This is a genomic window from Burkholderia stabilis (genome assembly GCF_001742165.1).
Classification (GTDB): domain Bacteria; phylum Pseudomonadota; class Gammaproteobacteria; order Burkholderiales; family Burkholderiaceae; genus Burkholderia; species Burkholderia stabilis.
This window is the reverse complement of sequence record NZ_CP016443.1, coordinates 2,513,907-2,539,636: the sequence shown is the minus strand read 5'-3', so window position 1 is coordinate 2,539,636 and position 25,730 is coordinate 2,513,907. Positions and strand designations below refer to the sequence as shown.

At 65.4% G+C, this 25,730-nt stretch carries 21 protein-coding genes; 7 read left to right on the top strand and 14 right to left on the bottom strand.

Features of this window, described 5'->3' with window-relative positions:
- Positions 1-9: 9 nt before the first annotated feature.
- From wecC to BBJ41_RS29115, 12 genes are all read right to left on the bottom strand, one after another.
- Positions 10-1,254, bottom strand: coding sequence for a UDP-N-acetyl-D-mannosamine dehydrogenase (gene wecC / locus BBJ41_RS29170; RefSeq protein WP_069749651.1), 1,245 nt, complete (start codon positions 1,252-1,254; stop codon positions 10-12).
- 28 nt (positions 1,255-1,282) lie between these two features.
- Positions 1,283-2,461 (bottom strand): non-hydrolyzing UDP-N-acetylglucosamine 2-epimerase, encoded by a 1,179-nt coding sequence (gene wecB, locus BBJ41_RS29165; RefSeq protein WP_069749650.1) that lies wholly within the window; start codon positions 2,459-2,461, stop codon positions 1,283-1,285.
- A gap of 19 nt (positions 2,462-2,480) precedes the next feature.
- Positions 2,481-4,730 carry a polysaccharide biosynthesis tyrosine autokinase gene (locus tag BBJ41_RS29160; RefSeq protein ID WP_083282007.1) on the bottom strand — a complete coding sequence of 750 codons (2,250 nt, stop codon included), beginning with the start codon at positions 4,728-4,730 and terminating at the stop codon, positions 2,481-2,483.
- 7 nt (positions 4,731-4,737) lie between these two features.
- Positions 4,738-5,226 carry an arsenate reductase/protein-tyrosine-phosphatase family protein gene (locus tag BBJ41_RS29155; protein ID WP_069750423.1) on the bottom strand — a complete coding sequence of 163 codons (489 nt, stop codon included), beginning with the start codon at positions 5,224-5,226 and terminating at the stop codon, positions 4,738-4,740.
- Positions 5,226-6,407: a polysaccharide biosynthesis/export family protein gene (locus tag BBJ41_RS29150; RefSeq protein WP_236872083.1), complete on the bottom strand. Its 1,182-nt coding sequence runs from the start codon at positions 6,405-6,407 to the stop codon at positions 5,226-5,228. Before BBJ41_RS29150 ends, BBJ41_RS29155 begins: the two co-directional genes overlap by 1 nt.
- A gap of 86 nt (positions 6,408-6,493) precedes the next feature.
- A complete protein-coding gene (locus tag BBJ41_RS29145; protein ID WP_418222321.1) occupies positions 6,494-7,786 on the bottom strand; it encodes an undecaprenyl-phosphate glucose phosphotransferase in 1,293 nt (430 codons plus the stop codon).
- Between the two features lie 1,568 nt (positions 7,787-9,354).
- A complete protein-coding gene (locus tag BBJ41_RS29140; protein ID WP_069749647.1) occupies positions 9,355-10,014 on the bottom strand; it encodes a response regulator in 660 nt (219 codons plus the stop codon).
- Positions 10,015-10,383: 369 nt separating this feature from the next.
- Positions 10,384-10,572: a hypothetical protein gene (locus BBJ41_RS29135; protein WP_175984661.1), complete on the bottom strand. Its 189-nt coding sequence runs from the start codon at positions 10,570-10,572 to the stop codon at positions 10,384-10,386.
- 72 nt (positions 10,573-10,644) lie between these two features.
- The gene (locus tag BBJ41_RS29130) at positions 10,645-13,749 is read right to left on the bottom strand and encodes an ATP-binding protein (protein ID WP_083282005.1); all 3,105 of its coding nucleotides are present in this window, start codon (positions 13,747-13,749) and stop codon (positions 10,645-10,647) included.
- Positions 13,750-14,139: 390 nt separating this feature from the next.
- A complete protein-coding gene (locus tag BBJ41_RS29125; RefSeq protein ID WP_069750421.1) occupies positions 14,140-15,159 on the bottom strand; it encodes a hypothetical protein in 1,020 nt (339 codons plus the stop codon).
- A gap of 114 nt (positions 15,160-15,273) precedes the next feature.
- A complete protein-coding gene (locus BBJ41_RS29120; protein WP_069749646.1) occupies positions 15,274-16,101 on the bottom strand; it encodes a hypothetical protein in 828 nt (275 codons plus the stop codon).
- Between the two features lie 117 nt (positions 16,102-16,218).
- Positions 16,219-16,806, bottom strand: a complete 588-nt coding sequence (locus BBJ41_RS29115) for a tetratricopeptide repeat protein (RefSeq protein WP_069749645.1) — start codon at positions 16,804-16,806, stop codon at positions 16,219-16,221.
- A 359-nt stretch (positions 16,807-17,165) separates the two neighbouring features.
- Between BBJ41_RS29115 and BBJ41_RS29110 the strand changes: the two genes are divergently transcribed.
- From BBJ41_RS29110 to atsR, 3 genes are read left to right on the top strand one after another with little or no spacing between them, the layout of a single operon-like run.
- On the top strand, positions 17,166-18,038 hold the full coding sequence (locus BBJ41_RS29110; RefSeq protein ID WP_069749644.1) for a response regulator: 873 nt from the start codon (positions 17,166-17,168) through the stop codon (positions 18,036-18,038).
- Positions 18,039-18,083: 45 nt separating this feature from the next.
- Positions 18,084-18,584 carry a putative pterin-binding protein gene (locus tag BBJ41_RS29105; protein WP_069749643.1) on the top strand — a complete coding sequence of 167 codons (501 nt, stop codon included), beginning with the start codon at positions 18,084-18,086 and terminating at the stop codon, positions 18,582-18,584.
- A gap of 13 nt (positions 18,585-18,597) precedes the next feature.
- On the top strand, positions 18,598-20,409 hold the full coding sequence (gene atsR, locus BBJ41_RS29100) for a hybrid sensor histidine kinase/response regulator AtsR (protein ID WP_069749642.1): 1,812 nt from the start codon (positions 18,598-18,600) through the stop codon (positions 20,407-20,409).
- A 45-nt stretch (positions 20,410-20,454) separates the two neighbouring features.
- Here the strand turns inward: atsR and BBJ41_RS29095 are convergent, their stop codons facing one another.
- Both BBJ41_RS29095 and BBJ41_RS29090 read right to left on the bottom strand, forming a co-directional pair.
- Positions 20,455-20,874, bottom strand: coding sequence for a secondary thiamine-phosphate synthase enzyme YjbQ (locus tag BBJ41_RS29095; RefSeq protein WP_069749641.1), 420 nt, complete (start codon positions 20,872-20,874; stop codon positions 20,455-20,457).
- Between the two features lie 10 nt (positions 20,875-20,884).
- A complete protein-coding gene (locus tag BBJ41_RS29090) occupies positions 20,885-21,211 on the bottom strand; it encodes a thioredoxin family protein (protein WP_069749640.1) in 327 nt (108 codons plus the stop codon).
- Positions 21,212-21,443: 232 nt separating this feature from the next.
- Here BBJ41_RS29090 and BBJ41_RS29085 point away from each other — a divergent pair, with 232 nt between their 5' ends.
- The 4 genes from BBJ41_RS29085 (at position 21,444) to BBJ41_RS29070 (ending at position 24,604) form a co-directional block, all read left to right on the top strand.
- Positions 21,444-22,148 carry a flavin reductase family protein gene (locus tag BBJ41_RS29085; RefSeq protein ID WP_069749639.1) on the top strand — a complete coding sequence of 235 codons (705 nt, stop codon included), beginning with the start codon at positions 21,444-21,446 and terminating at the stop codon, positions 22,146-22,148.
- A 121-nt stretch (positions 22,149-22,269) separates the two neighbouring features.
- The gene (locus BBJ41_RS29080; RefSeq protein ID WP_069749638.1) at positions 22,270-22,803 is read left to right on the top strand and encodes a MerR family transcriptional regulator; all 534 of its coding nucleotides are present in this window, start codon (positions 22,270-22,272) and stop codon (positions 22,801-22,803) included.
- Positions 22,784-24,226: an MFS transporter gene (locus BBJ41_RS29075; RefSeq protein WP_069749637.1), complete on the top strand. Its 1,443-nt coding sequence runs from the start codon at positions 22,784-22,786 to the stop codon at positions 24,224-24,226. Before BBJ41_RS29080 ends, BBJ41_RS29075 begins: the two co-directional genes overlap by 20 nt.
- A 45-nt stretch (positions 24,227-24,271) precedes the next feature.
- On the top strand, positions 24,272-24,604 hold the full coding sequence (locus BBJ41_RS29070) for a DUF2322 family protein (RefSeq protein WP_069749636.1): 333 nt from the start codon (positions 24,272-24,274) through the stop codon (positions 24,602-24,604).
- The last annotated feature ends 1,126 nt before the right edge of the window (positions 24,605-25,730 follow it).

Below are 25,730 nucleotides of genomic sequence, written 5' to 3'. Positions count from 1 at the left end.
GCCCGTCCGTTACGCGCGCGCCAGCACGCCGCGCGTGTCGATCACGACCTTGGTCTGCAGCCGCACCGGGTCCATCCGCCGGAACTGCGCATGGTCGACGAGGATGACGATCACGTCTGCTTCGGCCAGCGCGGTGGTCAGATCGCACAACTGCGTCCGGCCTTCGAGCGACGCCGGCAGCGCATCGATATTGGGCTCGACGACCAGCAAGGTCGCGTTGTCGTTCTCCGCCAGCGCCTCGACGATTTCCATCGCCGGACTCTCGCGCAGGTCGTCGATATCCGCCTTGAACGCAATGCCGAGACACGCGATCACCGGCTCGCGGAAACGGCTCGCCGCCTGCTGCACGCGCTCGTAGACGAAATGCGGCTTGGCGTCGTTCACGTTACGCGCGGTGCGGATCAAGCGCGCGTGCTCGGGCGCCGAATCGACGATGAACCACGGATCGACCGCGATGCAATGCCCGCCGACGCCCGGCCCGGGCTGAAGCACGCTGACGCGCGGATGGCGATTCGCGAGGCGGATCAGCTCCCACACGTTGATGTCGAGCTGATCGCAAATCACCGACAGTTCGTTCGCGAACGCGATGTTCACGTCGCGGAACGCGTTCTCGGTGAGCTTGCACATCTCGGCGGTGCGCGCATCGGTCAGGACGCACTCGCCGCGCACGAACACGTCGTACAGCTCTTGCGCGCGCGTGCCGCATTTGCGCGTCATCCCGCCGATCACGCGGTCGTTCTCCACCAGTTCACGCACCACGTGGCCCGGCAGCACGCGCTCGGGGCAATGCGCGATACGGATGTCCGAGCGCTCGCCGGCCTGTTGCGGGAACGTCAGGTCCGGGCGCTGCGCCGCGAGCCATGCGGCCATCTTTTCGGTCGCGCCGACCGGCGACGTCGACTCCAGCACCACCAGGTCGCCCTTCTTCAATACCGGCGCAACCGACCGGCATGCAGCCTCGATGTAGCTGAGGTCCGGCTTGTTGCCGTCGGTAAACGGCGTCGGCACCGCGATCAGGAACGCATCGGCCGGCTCGGGCGCCGTCGTCGCGCGCAGGTAGCCTTGCGTCACGGCCGCATGCACGAGCATGTCCAGCTCCGGTTCGACGATATGGATCTCGCCGCGATTGATCGTGTCGACCGCGTGTTGCGACACGTCGACGCCCACCACGCTTTTACGACGCGCGGCAAAGGCCGCTGCGGTGGGCAGGCCGATATAGCCCAGCCCGATGACGGAAACGGTTTCGAATGACATGAACGGGATTCTCCAGACTTCGGGGGATTCAGCAGGACGAGCCGGCCAGGTAAGCCGGCCCCTGCGTCAGGACCGGCGGCGAGACGAGCAGATCCGCAATCCGCTCGCTCGCACGGCCGTCGCCATACGGGTTGTGCGCGCGGCTCATCGCGCGATAGGCGCTGCCGTCGTCCCACAGCTCGACCACCGCGCCGACCAGGCGCCCGACCTCGGTGCCGACCAGCCGCACCGTACCGGCCGCGACGGCCTCCGGCCGCTCGGTGGTGTCGCGCATCACGAGCACCGGCTTGCCGAGCGACGGCGCCTCTTCCTGGATTCCGCCGGAGTCGGTCAGCAGCAGCCACGCGCGGCTCATCAGATAGACGAACGGCAAATACTCCTGCGGCTCGATCAGCACGACGTTGTCGATGTCGCCGAGCAGGCGCGTGACGGGTTCGCGCACGTTCGGATTCAGGTGCATCGGGTAGACGATGCGGCACTCCGGATAGCGCTTCGCGATGGTCGCGATCGCTTCGCAGATCTGCTCGAACCCGCGGCCGAAATTCTCGCGGCGGTGACCGGTCACGAGGATCATGCGCCGCTCGTCGTCGACGAACGGGAAGCACTCGCGCATCTGCCGCACCAGCGCCTGGTCACGCTTCAGACGTTCGGTGATCGTCAGCAGCGCATCGATCACGGTGTTGCCGGTCACGTGCACGCGTTCGGCCTCGACGCCTTCGGCCAGCAGGTTGGCCCGTGAGGTTTCGGTCGGCGCGAAGTGATGCAGCGCGAGCGCACCCGTCACTTTGCGGTTCGCCTCCTCGGGCCACGGCGAATACAGGTTGCCAGTGCGCAGCCCGGCTTCCACGTGCCCGACCGGAATGCGCCGGTAATACGCCGCGAGCGTCGCGCCGAGCGTGGTGGTCGTATCGCCGTGCACGAGCACGAGATCGGGCCGGAACGATTCCAGTACCGGGTCGAGCGCATTGAGGATGTGCCCGGTCAGGCCGCCGAGCGTCTGCCCGGCGCGCATCAGGTCGAGGTCGAAATCCGGCGTGATGTCGAACAGGTCGAGCACCTGGTCGAGCATCTGGCGATGCTGGGCCGTCACGCAGACGCCGCAACGCACGCCTTCCCGGGCACGCAGCGCGTGAACGAGCGGCGCCATCTTGATGGCTTCCGGGCGAGTGCCGAAGATAACGAGAATGTTTTCGTAGCGATGGGTCATCGGATTCTCCGTCGGCGGATCACGTGCGATCCTCAGCGGTTTGCGGATCGGCGCCGTTGTACGCGTAGGCGCCGTAGTTGCCGTACTGCGCGGAGCGCAGCCCCGGCCGGAAGCCGTTGAACACGACGGCGGTCGTGCGTGCACCGACCCGCTCGATCCGCTTCGCGGATTCGAGCAGCTCGCCCGCGCTCGTCTCGCCGGAGCGCGCAACGAGCAGGATCGTGTCCGCATGCTCGGCCAGCACGACGGCGTCCGTCACGGGCAGCAGCGGCGGCGCATCGAGCAGCACGACGTCGTAATCGCGCGCGACGTGCGCCAGCCAGGCGGCAAAACGATCCGACGAAAGCAGTTCGACAGGCCGCTCGGCACGCGGCCCGGCCGGCAGCAGATCGACATTCGGCGCGGCGTCGCGAACGATCGCGTCGAAGGCGGTCACCCCGCCGCGCAGCACGGTCGACAGGCCGATATCCGGCCGGATGCCGAAACGCTTGGCCAGCTCGCCGCGCCGCAGGTCGCCGTCGATCAACAGCACACGCTTGTTCGCCTGCCCGAGCAGCGCGGCGACGTTGGCCGACACGAACGATTTGCCGACGCCCTCGGACGGCCCCGTGATCAGGACGCGGTTCGCATCGGGCCGGTCCATCAACTGGAACCGCAGCGCCGTGCACAGGCTGCGCAGCGCCTCGACCGCAGGCTCGTCCGGCTGCTCCAGCGCCAGGATCGAAGCACCTCGCCCGGCGGCGTCGGGCTGAGCGAGCCGGCGCCGAACGGTGCATTGCGGAATCGTGGCGATCACGTTCAGGTTCGTGTCGCGCTCGATTTCGACCGGATCGGTCAAACCGCCAAACAGCATCGCGCGGCCGATCACACCGCACGTACCGAGCACCAGCCCCACCAGCGCGGCAATCGCCGTGACCAGCGCGGGCTTCGGCCGCACGGGCTCGTCCGGCACGATCGCGCGATCGATCACGCGCACGTTGCCGACCTTGCTCGCGGTCGCCAGGTGAAGCTGCTGGATGCTGCTCAGCAGGCCGACGTAGATATCGGTTTGCACGGTCACGTCGCGGCGCAGCCGCACGACGTTGCGCTGCGTGTCGGGCAAGCGCCGGATCGCGTCGTTGACGGTCCCGACCTGCGCGCGGGCAGCGGCGATCTGCCGGTCGACGGCCGCGAGTTCCGGATGAGCCGGCGTCAGCGTCGACGCCAGCGCCAGCCGTTTCTGTTCGAGCTCGAACAGCGTCGTCTGCGCGGTTGCCGATTGCGTCACCATCGCCTTCGCCTGCTCGGTCAGATCCACGATTTCATGGCGCGCCTGGTATGCGTTGAGGCGGTCCTCGGCTGCACGCAACTGACGCTCCACCGTCGGCAACTGATCGCTCAGGAACGCCAGCGACTTCTCGGCGGCGGCCGCCTTGCGGTTCGCGTTCTGCCGCACGTAGTTATCGGCGATCGCATTCAGCACGGCCGCCGCGCGCGCCGGATCGTGGCCCTCGTACGACACGCCGATCACGCCGGACTGATCCTTGCCGCGGTTCGCGATCGCGAGCTTCTTCTGCAGCGCGGCGAGCGCGACCTGCTTCGACTCGGCCTTCACGACGAACTGCGCGCCGGCTTCGGCTTCGATGCCGGCCACCTGCAGCGTCACGTCACCGGCCGCCGTCTTCACCCGAAGCGGCTCGCCGGTCACGCCTTCCGCTTCGCGATCGAGACCGGCGCCGGACAAGCGATAACGCCCGTCGCCCGCCGACGTGACGATGAACGTGTGCTCCTGCAGCTCACGCGGCACGTCGAACACCGAAATATCGATACGCTCGCTGCCCCAGACGAACCCGCCGATCCCGAGCAAGCCGGGCGTCGAAACCCCGCGATTGAAGCGCGCGACGATGGGGCCGATCACGGGCACGCGGCGCGGCCGCGCTTCGATGTGCAGGTTCTGGCTGTCGACGACCGGTTCGGTCACGAGCCGCGAACGCAGGATCTGCATTTCGCCGTCGTCGGTCGATTTCACGTCGAACAGCCCACCGAGACTGCCGACCAGCCCGCCTTCCGTCATGCTGCGCAGGTCGGAGCCGCCGCTTTCCACCTGCACGGCAATGTCGGCCCGGTACACCGGCTTCGCGACGAGCGCATAACCGGCGCCGAGCGCGGTACATGCCGCGGTGACTGCGGCGATGCGGCCTGCGTGCCGGATCAGCATGTCGAGGATGCCGCGCACGTCGAGCTCGTCGGCATCGCGCAAGCCGGTCTGGTTTAGGTTCGATACGTTCATGTGAAGCTCACTGCAAGTGGTCCGGCATATCCGCGCCGGCGCCCGGACGTCGCGGCCGGTTTTGTTCGAAGGTGGCGATCCGCGCGCTCCAGTCGGCGACGCCGTGCTCGATCAGCCGCATCGCGTACTCGTAGACGTGGCGACTTCGGCGATACGGATCCGGAACGTCGGTCTGATAGCGCTCGGCCAAGCGATACACGCGGCCGCGCGCGGTCGGGTGGGTCCGCTCGATCACGTGGCGATGCATCGTCTCCATGACGAAAATCAGGTCAGCCCACCGGCATATCCCGTCGTCGGTACGCCGGGCCCGATGCGCGGCCCAGTCGAAGCCGCGCGCGGTCAGCAGGTCGTTCATCACCGGGTCGATCGCCATCCCGCCGATCGCGGCGATGCCCGCCGACTCGACCGTGCAGCCGGGCAGCGCGCGCGCAAGCAGTGCTTGCGCGGCCGGACTGCGGCAGACGTTGCCGGTACACACCACCAGGATTCGTTTCATCATTTCGTGACGATTGCGGCAGTCAGGCCCGCATTGATGGCCGGCAGCAGTTGCGCGAGCACGCGGCCGAAGCGCGCGAGCTTCGTGCTGTCGACGTACACGACGTCGCGCGGCTGCAACTCGAATTCGTTGGCGAGCACCATCGACACCGGCGAACGACCATCCAGGTGAAACACCTGTGCCTGCCGGTCTGCGCCTGCGCGAATCACGTAGGTTTGCTTCGGATCGGCCGTACTCTGGTTCACGCTGCCGGCCTGCGACAGTGCATCGGCGAGCGTGAGCCGGCCGTTGCGCAGCGGCAGCGCCGTCGTCGGCTTGTTGACTTCGCCCATCACATACACGCCGAATTGATCGCGCGCGCCGACCTGCAACAGATCGCCGCTGCGCAGCACGATGCGCGAAGGATCGAGACGCTCGCGAATCAATCCCGGCAGATCCACCGGATAGGCGTTGCCGTCACGCACGAGCGTCATGCGGCTCTGATCGGCATCGGCCGTGAAACCGCCCGCGCGCGTGACAGCTTCGAGCAGCGTCATTGGCGTGTCGTTGAGCGCTTGCGCGCCCGGGGTCCTGACTTCGCCGTCGACGTAGACACGACTCGCGCGGTACGACGCGACGCGCACCGTCATCTGCGGCGCGACGAACCACTTCGACAACCGCGTGCGAAGCGCGGCCTGAATCTCGCTCGTGCTCATGCCGGCGACATGCAATTCGCCTGCGTACGGAAACGCCAGATTGCCGGCCTGATCGACGACGAAACCGGCCGGCGGATCGGCGGCACGTACCTGCTGGGTGCCCGGGTTGCCCTGTGCGGCAGCCAGCTCGGGGTGATCCCACACGGTGATCTGCAGCACATCGCCCGCGTCGACCGTATAAGGCGCCGGCGTGGCAAGGAGCGCCGCGCGGATGCGCTCGCCCTCGGCACGCGCATCGCGCCGCTGGGTTTCGATCAGTGCACCGTCGATCGGACCGATCGGTACCGACGCCGCGTCATGTGAAGCGGCCCCTTGTTGCGGTTGACCGAGCGATGCCGCATCGATGCGATGCATCGACACCTTCAAGCCGCTTTCCACTGCCTGCGCCGTCACGCCGCCGTCCTGCGATGCATCGTTCGCAAGACTCATATGCATGCCCGGCTCGACCGCACAAGCGGACAGCAGCATCATGGGCAAAATCGCCATCACCGCTCGCAGGCGTTGCGCCCGTGAGCAGGACCATTTTTCAGTTTCCATTTCCGTTATCCAGACCGCGTGCGCAGACGCGTCATTCAATAGGCGTTGCGATGCGTGAAGCCATGCAGAACGGTCGCCGCCACGATCCGCATGTCCATCGAAAACGACCAGTTGTTCAGGTAGTAGAGATCGTGTTCGACCCGCTTCTGCATCTTCTCGACGCGATCCGTCTCGCCGCGATGTCCATTGACCTGGGCCCAGCCCGTGATGCCCGGCTTGATCCGGTAACGCTGGATGTAGCCGTCGACGAGGTGCTGGTAGAAGCGGTCGTGCTCCACCGCATGCGGGCGCGGCCCGACCACCGACATGTCACCCTTGAGCACATTGAAGAACTGCGGCAGCTCGTCGAGGCTCGTGCGCCGCAGCAGCGCACCGATGCGCGTCACGCGCGGATCGCCTTGCGTCGCCTGCCGGACTTCACCCTGCGCGCCCGTGTCGTGCACGTGCATCGTCCGGAACTTGTAGATCGTGAAGATGCGCCCGTAAGCGCCCCTGCGTTGCTGCCGGAACAGCACCGGCCCCGGCGACGAAAGCTTCACCGCGAGCGCGACGGCGGCCATCAACGGCGCGATGCCGACCAACGCCAGGCCCGCGAACGCACGATCGAAAATCGCCTTGCCCGCCAGCGCCCGCGCGGACAGCGGCGACGCGACGAGGTCGAGCGCGTGACTGCGAATGGCTCCGTGCGGATGAACCGGCGTCATGCCTGTCAGGTCCGGCATGAAGCGAATGTCGACCAGATCCTTCGCGAACGCGCGGACGATCTCGTCGACGCGATCGGCCTCCGCCAGCGGCAGCACGATCCAGATTTCCCCCGCGTGGGCGCGGCGCACGTTCTCGACGAATGCCGCCAGATCGCGATGCACCGTGGGTGTATCCGGATCGATCGACGACGACGCGGACATGTCGAGGATCGCGGCCACCTGAAACGGCGACGCCGTATCGAGCGCGCCGCAGCGAGCGATCGCATGGCACCGGTCGCGATGCCCGGCAAGCGCGATCGGCTTGCGGCGAGCGCGACGTGCCGCCGCACGAACGCCAAGCCATCGCCGCAATGCTTGCGATGCGACCAGTGCGACCACCGACAACGCGAACCAGCCGATCACCCAGCCGAGCGCGACTTCGGATTTCCAGTCCAGCGATACGACCGAAATCGCGCCGACGCACAACGCGACGGCCACGCCGGCCGGCGCCAGCCACACGTGACGCCACGGGGCACGGCGCACCGGATCGCCGTACAGACCCAGCAACGGAAACAGGACGAGCGCACACGCAATCGAGATCGCGACCAGCACGGAATCGGACCGGGAATATGACGAATCACCCAGCCAGCTTCTCGCTACCCATGCGGTGGCGACAAGCAGCCCGGCGTCCAGCAGCCTGAACCGGAAAGCTGTCCTGCGAGAGACGGAGGCGTATCTGACGTGGTTTAACGAAGACATAACCCTGATCGATCGCCCGCCTCGATCGAACGACGACGGAGCAGCGGTGCGTATTCAAATCGCACACATCACACCGGCGCCGACCGATTCCCCGATCGACGAGCAATTCTTCCTTATGTTTAGTAAGCCTAATCTCAACGAATTGCCATCAATCCGAAAAAACCTTCACAAACCATTAAATTAAGAATCCTGAAGACAGACGAAAAAACTATGGATGGTTTCCGTCGCACTCGGTTTATCGTGAATCAATCGTTGAGAGAGGCAACGCAAGTGTGAATACTGCCACCACGACCCTACGTTTTAAATCGGTCAAGTCCTAAACAAATTGATATAGAGCCGATTCTCGTCCTATTGATTGAGAATAGGCCTTTGCTTACACGACGGATTGGTGGCGGTCAAGATTACGCGGATCAACAGCACATTGCGCGATACGTATCGCGCGCCACGCCAGCCAGCGTCGAAGCAACCGCCATCATGCGATCAAGACGCACGATCGGTATCGGTGTTGCGCGCCGGAAAGACCGGCTCATGACGATCGAAGTTTTCAGTCGTCGGCAGAGATGGCACGAGAATCCCTCGTCCGCCAGCGAACATCATGCAAGGCGCATTGACTCCGCACACGTCAGTATTTATTCGATTTTCGTGCGGATGGTCTTCTCGAAATATTCGGTGAGCCGCAACGGACGAGTACGGACCCTCGAGACCGGTTCACATTATTCGATTCGGGATGGGGTATTCATATGAGCAGTCGCACTCAGGCAGCTACGCTCATCCGTATGTCGGCGGTCATGTCGGGTGGCTGGACTCCTATGCCTGGAACGAACGCATCGTCGTCACCGCCACGTACGGTTTCCGGCGACAGGCATGCGCTTCTTCTCAATGCGCTTCACATCGTGGCTCGATCGGATACCCGGTCGCGCTCCTGAAGCCTTGCATGCACGCAGAATCCCAACGCCTGGCAGGCGATACGTGACATCGAAACCGCCTGACCCGCTCGCCCTGAATCGACCCTGTGAAATCGACCGGCCTGCGTCAGAAACAGCCAGCCTGGCCACCGACGCCACCGGCTCTCGCCATCGTCCAGGTTCTTTGCATCGAAGGCGGCACGCGCGTCACGGTCGCTCAACTGAAGCTGGCACTCGCCGTTCGTGTTGACTGCAGGTTCACCGTCAGCAAACTGCAGCAGGCCACGGCATGTGGGCAACCGGAACACCACGCGGCCCGGCCAGCAACGCGCGTCAACGCGACTTCCAACCGTCGTATCCGGTGTTCGTCGGCTGGCGGTAATGCGCGCGGGAGTCACTCATTCGAACATGAGCGATCGTCTCGGTCACCACGCCTGAGCCAACCCGGTGTCGGCTCGCGCCCCGTCGCGTGAGCATGCGCTTTCAGTTTCGCAAACCGGGGCTCGCTGGCACCGCTCGGGCCGCACCGAACCAGCACATGCGCGATCGTTATACGTCCGACTCGGACCCATCGGGTAGCTTGTTCTCGCTCGCATAGCGGATCAGATCCGCGTCGCGGACGATACCCAGTTTCTTCATCGCGCTCGATTTCTGCGAACTGATGGTCTGCTTGCTGCGGTGCAATTGCGTGGCGATCTCGCCGACGGTAAATCCCGTTCCGTAGAGCCGCACGACTTCGATCTCGCGGGCCGTCAGCGTATTCGTGCGCGGCGACGGTTCGCTGCTTTCCAGGAGTTGCTTGACGAACGGCGACAGATAGCTCGCGCCGACATAAGCCGCATGAACGGCGCCGACCAGATGCGAAATGGCATCCGACTTGCTGAGAATGCAGCCGACGCCCTGCTTCTGGATCGCCCGCAACACGCTCGGGTTGTCGATCATCGTGATCGTCACGAGGTGCAGCGCCGGATAGCGGCGCTGGAGAAACGACAGCAGCGTCAGGCCGTCGCCGTACTTGCCGCCCGGCATCACGTAATCGACGACCAGCACGTCGCTCGGATGCTCGTCGAGCATCGCAACGAGATCCGTCGAATTCGACACGGTACCCAGCAGCTTGATCGTGCTGCTTCCCCCGAGCGCCTGCGACATGCCGAGCGCGGACGAAGGATGATCGTCCGCCACCATCACCCTCACGAAAAATTCACTCATCGTTCTGTTCTCCCCGATACACGCGGCCAACGTGTCATATCTCTAAGCGCCGGCATTCGAATCGTCCGGTGACAGGAACGCGCCACCGCGATCCGCGAATTGCGGCGTGCGTTACGCAATTTTAAGATAAGTGGCGGCTCAGGCGCGGCACCGGCTCACACGAACATCACGGCACCCGCGCTGGTTCGCGCCGAATGTCGACTCCGTCCACTTACCGGCAACGTGCGGAACCCCTTTTTTGCATTGCCAGCCCCGAGACGCAGCCACGCGCTGCGGAATCTCCGGTCGACCCGCTATCCGGGCCGCCGCGAACAACGCGGCCCGATGCGCCCCATTCATTACAAGCGGCTCGGCCAACCGAAGCAGCGGCTAATGCTTGCCTGCCGGCTCTTCCGGATCGCCGATGCAGTCGTCCGTCGCCTGCTGCCATTCGGCGATGGCCCGCCGCTTCTGCGGCGGCGACATTATCATGAATTCGTTCAACCTCGTGAGAAAGTCCCGTCTGGATTTCTCCGGCAGCGTCGCGAATCCAAGCAGTAGCCCGAACACCTTCTTCATGTAGCGCACGGCTTCCCCTTTGTTATTCATTCGATACCGCGCCCATCGGAGCGATGCGACGCGCCTGCCTTCTTATTTCGACGCGTGCGGCTTGTACGGCTTCCGCGTCGTATCGATTTTCCTCGTTCGCTCCGCTGGCGCGGCTGTCCGGGAAGTGCCCGGGTCTGCCGCGGCATCCGCGGTAAATTCGGCTCCCCGCCTGCGCGCGACGCGCTTCAGCGCGCGGCGCAGGTCGGCCAGCATCACCGGCTTGGTCAACACGCACTCGACATTCGCCGCCGCGTAACGACGCGCGTCATCGGGTGCGAGATGCGATGCGACGACGATCACGTCGCTTGGCAGCACGCGCTGCCGAACAGCCTCCGCGAGCTCGGCGGCCCGCATGTCCGGCAAATCGGCGCCGAGCAGCAGCACATCCCATGTCCCGCGCGCGATCGCATCGAGCGCCGCACGGCCAGACACCGCACTGCCGACCACGCACCCCAGGACGTCGAGTTGCTCGTGGAATATCGACCCGTTGACGATCGGATCGTCGGCCACCAGCACTCGAAGCGCGTTACCGCGTGCCGATGCGCGGGCCGCGCCGCCTGCGGGACCTCGCAACGCGCGCGACTCGCCCGTATCGATGCGCGCGCGGGCCAGCGCCGCACGCAGCCCGCTCAGCGAATAGCTGGACACCCGAATCACGCGACCGGCCACATCGGGCTGCAGCGGGCCGTCCGGCGACGCCAGCACGACGGGCGTGCACCCGCCGAGGCTGTCGATCTCGTCGCGCCGCCACTGGTCGGTATCGCCGAACAGCACGACCGCATGCGCGCGCGCGAGGCACCCGGCCGAAATCGCCGTCGGGCTGGAATGCATCGCAACATCGACGCCCCATTCGCGCAGGTGCGGGTACGCGAACGTTCGCCATGCCTCGTCTTCCGCCACGACGATCAACGTCCGGCCGGCGATCGGGCCGTATGCCCGCTCGACCGCGACGTCCACGCCGAGCGGCAGCCCGACTGTGAACCGGCTCCCGACGCCCGGCGTGCTGTCGACGGTGATCGCCCCTCCCATCGCCGTGACGATCCGGTCGCACAACGCGAGCCCCAGCCCCGTGCCGCCATAGCGCCGCGTGATCGACGCGTCGACCTGCGTGAACGGCTTGAACAACTTGGCCTGCTGCGCGCTGTCGATCCCGATGCCCGTATCCTCGATCGCAATCACGAATTGCGCGGCGCCCCGCGCATCGCGACGCGAGGACGCGCGAACGACGACGTGTCCGTCGCTCGTGAACTTGATCGCGTTGCCGAGCAGATTGCCGATCACCTGCGCAAGACGCGTGGGATCGCCGCGCATGCGCTGGGCGCTGCTTGCGTCGATGTCGGCGAACAGCGACAGCCCCTTGGCCTTCGCGATCGGCGCGAATGCGGCCAGTGCGCGCTCGATCACCGCGATCACATCGAACTCGATCGACTCGACCGACATCGCACCGGCCTCGATCTTCGAGAAATCGAGGATGTCGCTGACGATCGCGAGCAGCCCCTCGGCCGACGCGCGCAGCGTCTGCACACGGCTCTGCTGCGACGTGTCGAGCGCCGTGCGCTCCAGCAATTCGAGGTTGCCGAGGATCACGTTGAGGGGCGTGCGAATCTCGTGGCTCGTCGCGGCGAGGAACGACGATTTGGCCGCATTCGCCGAATCGGCCGCGCGCACGGCCTCCTCGAGCGACTGCACGAGCCGGCGTTCGGCCGTCACGTTGACGATCGCCGCGATCAGCACATCGTCGCCCTGATAGCGCGCGCCGCGCGCGATGATCTCGAGATACATGGGTGCGGCGCCGTGCTCGTCGAGTACGAAATCGACCTGCATCGTCGCGTTGGCGTCGCCGCCCGCAACGAACGCCTCGTACTTCGCGAGCACCTGCGCGGACAGCGCATGATGATCGACGCCATGCGGCAGGATCATCTGCTGGAGCGCGTCGCTCGCGAGCATCACGCGCCGGTCGGATCGCGACACGAGACCGATGCCGACCGGCGCCATGCCGATCACGCTGCGGCACAGGTTCTCGCTGTCGAACACCCGCGCCGAACGCGCATAAACGGGCACGAGCACGCGCCGGTGGAATCGCACGAGCAGCAGCCACATCACCGCGATCGCCAGCAGCGTCGGCGCCGCAAGCGCGCCCACCCCGGCACCGACGTCGGCCGCCACATCGGCCCACGACAGCGTGTAGGCAATCGTCCAGCCCGTCGCACCCAGCTTGCTGCGAAACACGATCGATCCATCGCGGAAGGCCATTTCGCCGGTCGTGCCGGCCCCCTTCGCGACGTTGAGCCTCAGCAGGCGCTCGGTCAGCGCGATCGTGCGATCGGCGCCCGGATCGATCGAGATGAGCCGGTTGTCGGCCGTCGTGATGAAGAACACGCCCGTCGACTCGCGCTCGGACAGCCACGACAGCAGGTAGTCGGGCGCATATTCGGTCACCAGCACCGCGAACGGCTGGCCGTTGGCGCGCGCCTCGGCGGCGAGGCGGATGCGGACCTGCCCCGACACGGGATTCACGTACGGCGGCAGCCAGTGGATGTGAGGCCGGTTGTCGTTCGCATCCGGCGGTGGGTCCGGGAAATCGATGTGCAGCCCGGCCATCGCATGCGCGCGCGCGTCGGGCGCCGAGAGCACCGGATTGTCGCGCGACAGGTACGGCACGAGGCCGAACAGCCCCGTGCGCGTGCTGTAGTGGTAGCCCTCGAGCGTGCGCCCGCGATTGATGGAACTGGCCGCGCAGATGCGCGACAGCATGGACGAAAGCGCGATGTAGCGCGCGACTTCCGCGCGCTGCGACGTCTGCCCCGGCACACCGACCACGAACGACGGGTAAGGCTTGATCACGACCTGCTGGTCGTTCCGGAAAAAATCGTCCACGACGCTGTCGGGCGCGGGCCCGAGGTCGCGCCAGATGAGCTGGGTGTTCGCGACAGCGTTGCGGAACGACGTCTCGCTCACCTGGACTTCGTCGATGGTCTCCTCGACGCCGTTCATGAAGCTGCGCCGCTCGCTCTCCAGATGGCCGTAGACGATCGACGCCATCCCGAGCCCGCAGGCGATCAGGATCAGGATCGTCACGACGATGCCGCCACCGAACATCGAAATGCTCTGGTAGCGGCGGATGGATTGAAGCGTGCTGTACGGCATGGCCTGGCGCGACGACGCATCAGGCACGGGCGATGAACATGCCCGGCCAGGATGGGCGTCAAGACGGAGATAGACGGGATGAAAGGATCCCGATCATGCCAAACGACACCGTGAAAATCAGCCGAGTATGAACCTTTTAGTACACGTCTTATTATTTTTGATATTGGTTTTGAACTTGACCTATCTTTCGGTCCGAAATCGTTGGCCGGCTGCGTCAAATCGACGAAGCGGATGCGCGATCGGCCCGTGACGGGCCGATGCGCCAATGAAACGCCGCCGGCGAGCCGGCGGCAAAAGGCACGCACGATACCACCATGCGTACCGAGGCACTCGAGACGTCGAACCTGCCCGACGCGTGAACGCGGCGTGTGCCGTACCGCGAAAGGCCGCTCAGTTCTGCGTGAGCGGATTCAGCGTCGTGCACAGGAAACCCGTGCAGTTCGTCGGCTTGAAATAGTACGACGCCATCACCGGCGAGGAACCGCCGAGCGCGATATCGCTCAGGTACGCGGAACCCTGCGCGCCGTACGAGTTCGATTGCTGGACGAAGCTGGCGCCGGTCGACTGGATCGTGGCCGACTGGTACGTGAAGGTCGGCGACTGCGTCTGGTCCTTCACGTAGATCCACGAAATCGCCATGCCGAACGCCATCGCCCCCTTCGCGCGATAGCCCTTCGCGCCTTCGCTGTTGGCCTGCGCGATGAAGTCGCTGACGGTCGACGTCGGCGCCAGCGCGTCGTACGTATAGGTCGCGTTCGACGCGTTGTTCTTCATGTAGACGTTCGCCTGCACCGACGCCACTGCCATCGGGCCGAGGAACCAGTAGCCCGACTGGCCCTGGCCGTTCGCCTGTGTGAGGAATGCGTTCGCGTCGGCGGGCAACCCGGTCGTCGTGTACGTGTAGGTAGCCGACGAGCCACCATCCTTGCGATAGAGATCGCCGTACGTGAGCGGTCCTTCGTAGCGGTAGCCGCTTGCCCCTTGCGCGTTGGCCGCGTTGACGAAGGACGTCATGTCGGCCGGCGCCGTCTGCAGCTGGTACGTGTAGGTCTGCGCAGTGCCGTCGTTCACGAAGATCGATTGCGTCCCGCCGTTGCCCGCGCTGTAGTAGTAGTCGCCCAGATAGCGGTAGCCCTTCGCGCCTTCGCTGTTCACCAGCGTCAGGAAGCTCGCCTTGTCGGCCGAGACGGGCTGCGCCTCGTAGCGCCACGTCAGCGTGCCGCTGCCCGAGCCGCCCGAGCCACCGGTTCCGCCGTTCCCCGTCCCGCCGGAGCCCGTGCCGCCGCTTCCGCCGGTGCCGCCGTTATTGCTCGTCCCCGATCCGCCGCCGGACGATGCAGGCGAATTGTCGTCGCCGCCGCAAGCAGTCAGCGCCAGGCAGGTCAATGCGATCAATGCAGCGGCTTTCATCGGAATCACCTCGAAACGGAAACGGCGAACGAAGCCGGCGCGCGCAAGCAGCGCCGCGCGCACGGACGGTCAGGTACGGGAATCGGCCGACGGCGCACCGCCGGCCCGTGAACGTCAGTTGACCTGGAGCTGGCCACCGCGGCCGAGGCCGCCCTTGACGTCCTGCGCCTTGTAGCTGCGCAGTGCGACGACCATCTTGTTGTACGCGTCGATGAACGCGACGACGGTCGCCTTGCCTTCCGGCGTCGACGAGAAGCCGGCCAGCGCGCCGCCCACGCCGCCGCCGAAGCCGCCGAGCGCCGCGCCGTAGTTGGTCGCCGTCGAGCTGCCTTCCGACGCCGCGATCTGCACGGCCGAGCGCACGTCGAACAGCGTCAGCGTGACGACCGATGCCTTCGTCTGCAGGTGGCCGGCCACCGCCGCCACCGCGCCGTTGCCGATCAGCCCGCCGATCATGCTGCCGATGCCGCCGATCGGCGAATCGTTGATGACGATCTGCGGTTCCATGTAGTAGTCGGCCGCGACACGTTGGCCCTTCTGCTGCTTCGAGCCCGCACGGTATTCGCCGGAGTTGCGCTGCAACTGCGTGATGCGCGACAGGCGCGCGTCGCTCTTCTGGTTGCCGATCGACGTGATCACGAAGCAGTTCGACTGCTGGACGGCCAGGCGCAGCAGCGGGTCGATGGTCGTCATCTTGGTCGCGCTGCCGAACGGGCCCCACCAGTCGGCGTTACGGCCGTCGTCGACGGCGATCGTGCCGAGCGGCGACGCGCAGCGCTGCAGCCCCGAATCGGCGCCGGCGCTCGCGCCGCCCGCAGCCGCGCCGGTCACACCGGCGTTCTGGCCGCCGGGCGTCACCACGCCGCCGCAGCCCGCCACGGAGGCGCAAAGCGCTGCGACCAGCGCACCTTGGGTGAGACGATGGGAAAGGATGGTCTTCATGTCGTTGTCGATCGTTAGAGTCGTTGTTCGGCTTATGTGTCCGTGCGAACTTCGTAAGCCCCCCGGGCATGGCGCGATGGTGGTCTCCCCGCTGCCGCCCCGTTGCTTCCAGACTGGTCAGTAGTACCAGTACGTCTGATTCCAGACGCCGTAGTACGGATAGCCCGAGTACCAGTAGCCGTAATAGACGTCACGCCATTGCGTGCGCCATTTCCAGTCTTCTTCGTCCTCTTTCTTCGCCTTGCGCGCGAGCTCGAGCAGCTTCTTCGACTCCTTGTCGCCGCGGCCTGCGGCGATCGACAGCCACTTCTCCGCTTCGCGCGGATCGGAGCCCATTTCCTCGAGACCGAACAGGTAGAAACTGCCGAGCGCCTTCTGCGCCTGGAGGTCGCCGCGCTCTGCCGCGTCGCGCATCCACTTGAGTGCCTGATAGCTGTCCTGGCGCACGCCGTCGCCGCGGAAATAACGCAGGCCGAGATCGTAGGCCGCCTTCGGCTGGGCCTTCGCGGTCTGCTTCAGCGCAACGATCCGCGGGTCTTCGCGGTCTTCCGCATCGTCCTTCTTTTGGTAGGAGACCTGATCTTTAGGACGATCGGAACAGCCAGTGTCGTCGCAAATCCGTACCGTGTTGCTCGTCACGGAAGGATCCTGCGCGCACGCGGCCAACAGCAACAGCAGCCCCGGTGCGAGTAAACGGCGATACATTGGTACTTTCCTCAAGTTTTATTGGCGCCGCAATTCTTCGAGCTATTCCCCCCGCGAGCTCGCCTCACACCCGGTTGCGCGCGGCGCGGCGAATATAATCCGCCAGCGCCGACACGCAGCCCTAGGCTCTCTCAGGTTCTCTCTTCGAATCGATCTGTCACTCTTTGCAGCCGCTTGTTCCGGTGCCGACTGTTGTCGACAACGCTCTCCAAACATGACGCGACAAACAATAGTGACGTGGTGAGCAATAATAATGGAGAAAAATGGCATGTCAAGGTCATTCGCTTTTTCAAAGCTTGCATGACGCGTCACTTTTGATATGCTCTTCCTCGCCAAAAACCCCTGGAGACCCCATCGAGATGTCCAACAGCGAGCAGGCCAACGTCGATCTCATCACCGCCACCAAGGTGCGCGATCTCCTGACCCGGAACGGCATTCCGCCGCGTAGTCACAACACGACCATCGCGAATGTGCTGGGCCTCAGTTTCTCGGTCGTCACGCGCAAGATGAAAGGCCTGATCCCGTGGAACCTGTCGCAATTGCAGGACATCGCGACGCACTTCGGCGTGCCGCCCGCGATCCTGCTCGACGACAAGGGCACGCAACCGGCCGCCGCCGAGATGGTCGACGCGACGCTCGTGATCGAGTCGCGGCGCTTTCGCTGCCGCGCGGCGATCTCGACGAAGGCCACCAGCCAGATCGAAACGGATTTCGTCGCGCTGCAGTGGCAAGGCGAATGGATCATCAGCGAACGTCAACACGCACGCGAAGGGCGCACGTATCCGGTCGATGTCATCGAGCTGCGCTCGAGCCAGCCGAACGTGTACGCAGCGCGAATTGCCGTGGTCGACGACTCGCAGGACGTCGCCGAAACGGTGTGTGAATATTTCATCGAGAAAGGCGTGAACGCGATCCCGTATTTCGACGGCGCGACGTTCCGCAAGGCGCTGGAAGTCGAGGATTTCGACGGCTACATCCTCGACTGGATGCTCGGCGACCAGACCGCCGCCGATCTCGTGCGCGGCATCCGTTCGAGCGAGAACAGCGGCGCGCCGATCTTCCTGCTGACCGGCAAGATCTCGACCGGCGAAGCGAGCGAGGACGAGATCGCGCACATCGTGTCGCACTACAACGCGCGCTGCGAAGAAAAGCCGGTGCGCCTGCCGATCCTGTTCGCCGAAGTGGCGCGCGAGCTGAAGATCACGCTGCCGGCCCAGGCCGCCGCGAACTGACATCAAAAAAAGACAATCCACCATTACCCAACCGAGGGAAAAGACATGCGCGTTCCGACCATCTGGGCCAAGAGCCTGCTGACAGCCTGCCTGCTCGGCATGGCCGCGGCGTCATGGGCCGCTTCGTTCACGTTCACCGTCGACGGCAAGATCGACAAGAGCAACCAGTCCGGCAAGACGGCCTACGTGTTTTCCGAGGAAGCGCTGATGGCGCTGCCGCAGCACACGATCGTCACGTCGACGAGCTGGACGCCGAAGGCGACCTTCACCGGCCCGCGCCTCTCGGACGTGCTGAAGACCGTCGGCGCGCACGGCACGCAGATCGAATTCCGCTGCGTCGACGAGTACACGTTCACGATTCCCGTGTCCGACGCCGATCGTTACGGTGTGATCCTCGCGCGGACGATGAACGGCAAGGTGCTCGGCAACGACAACTACGGCCCGCTGTGGATCATGTATCCGCGCGACCAGTATCCCGACGAGCTGAAGACGCCGCTCGGCGAAGCAAAGTTCGCGTGGCAGATCATCGGCCTGACCGTGAAGTGAGCCTGATCGCGACATGAAGCGTCGGCGGTGGAAAAACCGAAAAATCATCCTGGTCCTCGGGTCGCTGTGGATCACGGGCTTCGCCGCGTGGGCGTTCCTGCTGTGGGACCTGCTCGCGACGTCGGTCAACGAGGGCGTGCTCGAAGGGCCGCGCGAAGGCGTGTTCTGGACCGCCGCGCAATACCGCAACGTCTATACGCGGTTCGACCGGCAGCTGATCCTCTACGCGACGCGCGAGGACGACGACTTCGACCACGTGCAGATGCAGCTCGACAGCCTGTCGGTGTCGTTCGGGTTCCTGCAGCGGCCGTCCGAGGTGTCCGAATACTGGTTGCGCATCCCGCGCGCGCGCAACGAAATCGAAGCGCTCGGCGAATTCATGGCGCGCCTGAAGCAAGAGGTGCCGTTGTTGCGCGATACGCCGAAGCATGCGCAGCGCGTGATCGACGAGGTCAACGCGTACTGGCCGAAGGTCAACGGCCTTGCGAATTACTTCCGCGCGATCGAGATGGCGCAGCGCGACTTCACGTTCCATCAACTGAAGGAAAAGCAGCGAGCGATCCTGATCCTCGGCAGCGTGCTCGGCGTGATCCTGTGCGCGCTGTTCCTGCTGCTGTTCTATACGATGCGCACGCGCGACGAGCTGCTCGAGCGGCAGGATGCGGCGCTCGATGCGGAACGCAAGGCGTCCGACCGCGCGTTCGAGATGATCGAGGCGAAGAACGCATTCCTCGGGATGGTCAGCCACGAACTGCGCACGCCGCTGCAGGCGATCTGCGGATCGATCGAGATCCTGCTCGCGCGCCCGCAGTCCGACGCGAACCTGAAGACGATCCGGCGGCTGCAGAATTCCGCGCTGTCGCTCGAAGCGCTCGTCAAGGACCTGACCGACTACATCAAGCTGCGCTCGACGAAGCGCCTCGCCGAACTGGAAACGGTCGGCATGGCGTCGCTGCTCGCCGAAGTGGTCGAGCCGCTGCGCGAGAAGATCGCGGCCAAGCGGATCGCGATCACGCAGCTGGTCGACCCGCACGAGCTCGCGATCCGCTCCGACCGCAAGCTGTTGCGACAGGTGCTGTCGAACCTGATCGAGAATTCCGTGAAGTACACGGTCGGCGGATCGATCAGGGTATCGATCACGCTCGCCGACGCGCCGGCCGGCCAGCAACTGACCATCGCCGTGCGCGACACCGGCGCCGGTATCGCGAAACAGCATCTGTCGAAGATCTTCGAGCCGTTCTACCGCGCGAACGACGCGGTCGGCCTGCACGTGGACGGGATCGGCATGGGGCTCGCCGTCGTACGCGAAATCGTGACGACGCTGCGCGGGCATGTGGACGTTCGCAGCGTCGTCGGCGAAGGCAGCGAGTTCGTCGTGACGCTGCCGGCCGAAGCGCCCGGCACGGACGATGCGGCCGGCGATGTGCCCGCGCTGCCGGACGCTGCCGTGCACCGCGACCGCCGTGCGCTCGTCGTCGACGACAACGACAACGCGCGCGAAACGCTCGGCGCGATGCTGTCGGCGCTCGGCATCGAAGCCGACCTGTGCGGCACCGGGCAGGAGGGTGTCGCGCGATTCAACGCGGGCCGCTACGACCTCGTGGTGCTCGATCTCGAGCTGCCGGACCTGAGCGGCTTCGAAGTTGCGCGGCGTATTCGCGCCGTCGCGCAGCCCGACGACGACGGCCGGCATCCGGCGATCCTCGGCGTCAGCGCCTATGAATCGGCCGCGCTGCGCGAGAACAAGCTGGCGTTCGACGCATTCCTGCCCAAACCGGTTCACCTGCGCGAACTCGGCGCACTCGTCGAAAAGCTGCTCGCCTGAAGCGGTACGCCGCGTGCAAGCGCGCGGCGCCGCTCACACGTTCGTTTATTCGCCGATCAGGTGCAGCACGACGTCGCGCCGGTGCGCCGCGCGACGATGCTCGAACAGATAGATGCCCTGCCAGGTGCCGAGCACCATGCGCCCGTGCTCGACCGGAATCGACAGCTGCACCTGCGTGAGCGCCGTGCGCAGATGGGCGGGCATGTCGTCTGCGCCTTCCGTGTCGTGCTCGTAGCGCGTGTCGTCCTCGGGTGCGAGCGCCGCGAAGTAGCGTTCGAGATCGCGCCGCACCGACAGGTCCGCGTTCTCCTGGATCAGCAGCGATGCCGACGTATGGCGGCAGAACACCGTGAGCAGGCCCGTGCGGATTGCCTGCTGGTCGACGAACGCGCGCACTTGCGGCGTGAACTCGACCAGGCCGCTCCCGCGTGCGTCGATGGCGATGTGCGTGATGGCCTGTTGCATGGCCGTGACGTCAGGCCAGTGCGGCGAAGCCGTCGGCTTCGATCTGCTTCGCGTCGGCGGGGCGCACGACGCGCGCGACTTCCACGCCATCGCGCAGGAACACCAGCGTCGGCCACAGCTTCACGCCGAACGACCGGCCGAGCGGACGGCCCGGGCCATCCTCGATCTTCAGGTGCCGTACGGCGGGGTGCGCGGAGAACGACGCAACGATCGCGGGCTGCGCGCTCGCGCAGATCCCGCACCAGTTCGCGCCGAATTCGATGACTGTGGTGCCGGCCAGCGCGTCGACTTCGGCGCGCGTCGGCGCATTGGCGGTATAGCGTTGCTCGGTGTCCATCGGGGCCCTCGTGTGCAATTGCCGAAACGTGGCCGCGTTGCGCGCCCGGTCATGCGGCGCGGCGGCGTGCGATTTCTCACTGTAGCGGAAAAGCGCTCGCGATGCCGGCAGGCCGGACCGACGCGGCCGCCGCATGCAAGCGCCGTTTCGAATGACACGACAAGATTCGGAGCGCCGCGCCGCCGCAGCGGGATCAGCATGCGGACTGATCCCGTCAACGAAGGCTCCGACCATGAACGCTCCGCATCGTGTCACCGAACCGAACATCCTCTATTTCGGCACGCCCGTCGTGCTGGTCAGCACGCTGAACCCGGACGACACGGCCAATCTCGCGCCGATCTCATCCGCGTTCTGGCTCGGCTGGCGCGGCGTCATCGGCATCGCCGCCAGTTCGCAGACCACCCGCAACCTGCTGCGGACCGGCGAATGCGTGCTGAACCTGCCGTCGCCGGCGCAAGCGCACGCGGTCGACCGGATCGCGCGCACGACCGGTACGTATCCGGTGCCCGACGGCAAGCGCGCGAAAGGCTACGTGTACGAATCCGACAAGTTCGGCACGGCAGGGCTCACCGAGGCGGCATCGCAAACCGTATCGCCGCCGCGCGCGCTCGAATGCCCGGTGCACATGGAAGCGGTCGTCGCGGCCACGCACGGGATCGGTGACGAAGCGCCCGACCTGCGCGGCCACATCCGCCTGTTCGAATTGCGCATCCAGCGCGTGCACGTGCATCCCGACCTGCTGATGGACGGCCATCCGGACCGGATCGACCCGGACAAGTGGTCGCCGCTGATCATGAGCTTCCAGAAGTTCTACGGCCTCGCGCCGCATCAGGTGCACACGTCGCGGCTCGCCGAGATTCCCGAGCGTGCCTATCGGAGCCCGGACATCGAGCGCTCGCGCGATGCACGCATGCTGGTCGACGCCGGTCAGCAATGAAGCACGACGCACGGCCCGATGCGACCCGACCCTCGATTGCCCCGGCCCGCCGGCTCGGCAATGCTTGACCTGGAGTGTGCTCTACGGTGTTCACTGGTCGACATGACCCCGAGGAGCGCACATGACGAACCGACCCCGCAGCGTCGGCACGGACGACGCAAGCGAGCAGTCACTCACGTTGCTGATCGGCGAGATCGCACACGCGACGGGACGCAGCATCCACACGATCCGTTGGTACGAATCTCAAGTACAGCGCGACGCGGCCGGCCGGCGGCGCTACAGCCGGCATCACGCCGGCTGGCTCGACCTGATGGAACGGCTGCGCTGCATGGGGATGTCGATCGCGCAGCTGCGCGCGTACACGACGCTGGTGAAACAAGGCCCCGCATCGCTGCGCGAACGGCGCGCACTGCTGGCTGCGCACCGTGCTCGCGTGCAGGACAACATCCGCCGCTGGACCGACGCGCTCGAACTGATCGACGCGAAGGTCGCGTTCTACGACGAGTGGGTCGCGAGCGGCGAGCGTCCGGTCGTTTCGCCGCACCAGCGCATTCGTGCAACGCACGGCGGTACGCCAGCGGCGTCGAAGCCCCGGCGAATACCGACCACGACGGGAAACGCCCAGGAGAACACCGATGAACCCGACGATCCGTAATGCGCCCACCGGCACGGCAATTGCAGCCGATGCCGTCGAACCCGCCCGACACCGCCTCGTACTGCCGGCCCTGTGCATCGCCGTGCTGATCGCCCAGATCGACACCGCGATCGTCAATCTGGCGACCCAGCCGATCGGCGCCGCGTTCGGTGCGCGTGTCGGCGCGCTGCAATGGGTCATCGACGCATACAACCTCGCGTATGCGGTGCTGCTGCTCACGGGCGGCCTCGTCGGCGACCTGTACGGCAGACGGCGCGCGTTCATCCTCGGTGCGGCCGTGCTGAGCGGCGCGTCGGTCGTATGCGCGCTCGCGCCGACGCTCGGCGTGCTGATCGTGGGCCGCGCGCTCGCCGGGGCCGGCGCCGCCCTGCTGATTCCCGCGTCGCTCGCGATCGTCCGCGTGATCTGGCGCGATCCGGCCGAGCGCTCGCGCGCGCTCGGCATCTGGGCCGCGTGCGGCGGCATCGCGATGATCGTCGGCCCGACGCTCGGCGGCGTCCTGATTCATGCATTCGGCTGGCAGAGCATCTTCTGGGTCGTGATCCCGTTCGGCGTCGCCGCGATCGTGCTGGCTGCCGCCGTCGTACCGGAATCGGCCGACCCGCACGGCCGCCGCTTCGATCCGGCTGCTCAGATGCTCGGTGCGTTCGCGATCGCCTGCGTCGTGTTCGCAACGATCGACGCACGCCACGATGCACCGCGCGCAGCGCTACTGGCTGCAACGGGAGCGGTGGCAGTCGCGCTGTTCGCCCGCATCGAACGGCGTCTCGGCACGGCCGCGCTCGTGCCGCTCGACCTGTTCGCGAATCGTCCGTTTCGCGGGATGCTGATCGCCAACGGCGCGATGACGTTCGGCGGCTACGGGATGCTGTTCGTGCTGCCGCTCGCGTGGCAGAGCCACCACGTGCTCGACGCAACCGGTGCGGGCCTCGCGCTGCTGCCGATGTCCGTGCTGTTCGCGCTCGTGTCGTTCGGCTCCGGCGCGGTCGCCGCACGCTTCGGCGGACGCGCGGCCGGTGCGGGCGGCGTCGCGCTGATGGGCGTCGGGCTCGCCGCGATCGGCATCGGTGCGGCGGGATCGACCGACGCGCATGCGCCGCTGCTCGGCTGGGCGGAAACGGGCCTGGCGCTCACGGGCACCGGGCTCGGGCTCGCCGTCGGATCGCTCGCCGCGACGGCCGTCGGTGCGGTCGACGCGGCCCGCGCAGGCACGGCCGCTTCGCTGATGAACGTCATGCGGATGATCGGCGCGGTATTCGGCGTGGCCGTGCTGGGCGCGTTGTACGATGCGTGCGGCGGGGGCGCAGCCGGGTTACGGATCGCGATGATGGTTGGCAGCACCGTGCAGCTCGCCTGCGCGGCGCTCGCATGGCGCACATCCGGCTCGGCCACGCGGGCGGGCTCGCCGCGCCCGATCGGATAAGATACTGGCCGCCCTGCCTTTTATCGAACCGACGGAGTGTTTTCAGTGATTCAACCGACCGCAGTATTCAAGGACAACCTCGCTCAACTGCCGGCCATCGACGGCATCGCCCGCATCGATCTCGTCGGTACAAACGGCGAGGTGGCCGCCAGCATCGAGAACCAACCGGGCAAGCAGGGCTCGCTCGCGGTGTACAACTATCTGAAGCAGGCATTCGGCACGCTCGATGCGAAGGCCGCCGAGCACGGACTCGCCGTGTTCGCCGAGCATACGGCCGATGCACGCAATCGTCCGGGCGCGCATCCGAACGTCGATCGGCTGCTTGCGATCGTCGCCGGTGGCGAAGCGCTGCGGATCGACGTCGTCGCGAAGGACTGAGCGACTGACGGGACAGCGATGCCGCACATGAAAGTGCGGCACGCTCGTGGGCTTTGCGGTGCACATCATGCATGTCGAATCATCGTTCTGCATACGACGCTACAGTTCGACACCTTGCATAACTGGCGATATGTCGCTCAAGATCAACGACGATAAGGGCTGCCATTATTCAATGGCCTGCTTCGCATATCGTGTGAAATCGATCAGCGCGTGGCTGCGCATGTGCGGCATGTGGAATGTATCGAGCGCGAGCGGTCGACCATGAGCAACCGCGTCGATCAGCGCCGATTGCTCACCACACTGCCGAAGGCATCAAACGATTCTCGTGACCGGATACCGGGTCAATGGGATTGTTGATTCGGCGACACATCACACGCCCTGCCGCCTTGCTCCCACGCATCAATTGCATGTCGCCTCTGAACATGCGACATCATCAAGTACTCGTTCATTTCCGTAAGGAAATCCCTTCTTGATTTATCAGGAAGTGATGCAAAGTCGAGCAATAAAGTTAATATTTTCTTTTTATCTCGCACAGAAATATCTCCTCCGGATTGGGCTCACCTCCATGTGGGCCGACACCGTCCGATTACTTGCGCTTATCGCACCATCAATTGGCTTTTCCGATTGAGCTGAAGCTTGCATCCATTCAATGACCGGAGCTCTGCCAGCGCCGGCCGAATTGCCCACCACGATATTCCAGCCGACCGTGACGCCCGGTGATTGCCCGTGTGTACGGGTGGCGCCGCCGATGACCGGCGGGCCTCCCGGGACGCCGCCGCTTTCTACGGGGTTCGGACTTTGCACGTTGCGGACTCCTGGAACTCGACACAACAAAAACACGACGAATCATGACATCGATAGCTTTCCAGACCTTAGCGAAAGCTATCGAACGACGCGTCGTGAGGGGGCGCACGCCCAACACCAACAGAAAATTCATCTTAGAATTTTTAGAGGGTTGGCACCATGAGACGAATTCGAAATTTGTAAATTTAATAATTAAACAATTCCGGACGCGTCCGATTTACCACCTCGAAGATTGCCGTTCTAATGACGTCCCTCATGTCACTCGGCCACCATTCCGTCGCATCGACGTGACCGGCCAGGCCCACAAACGGCGATACGTACG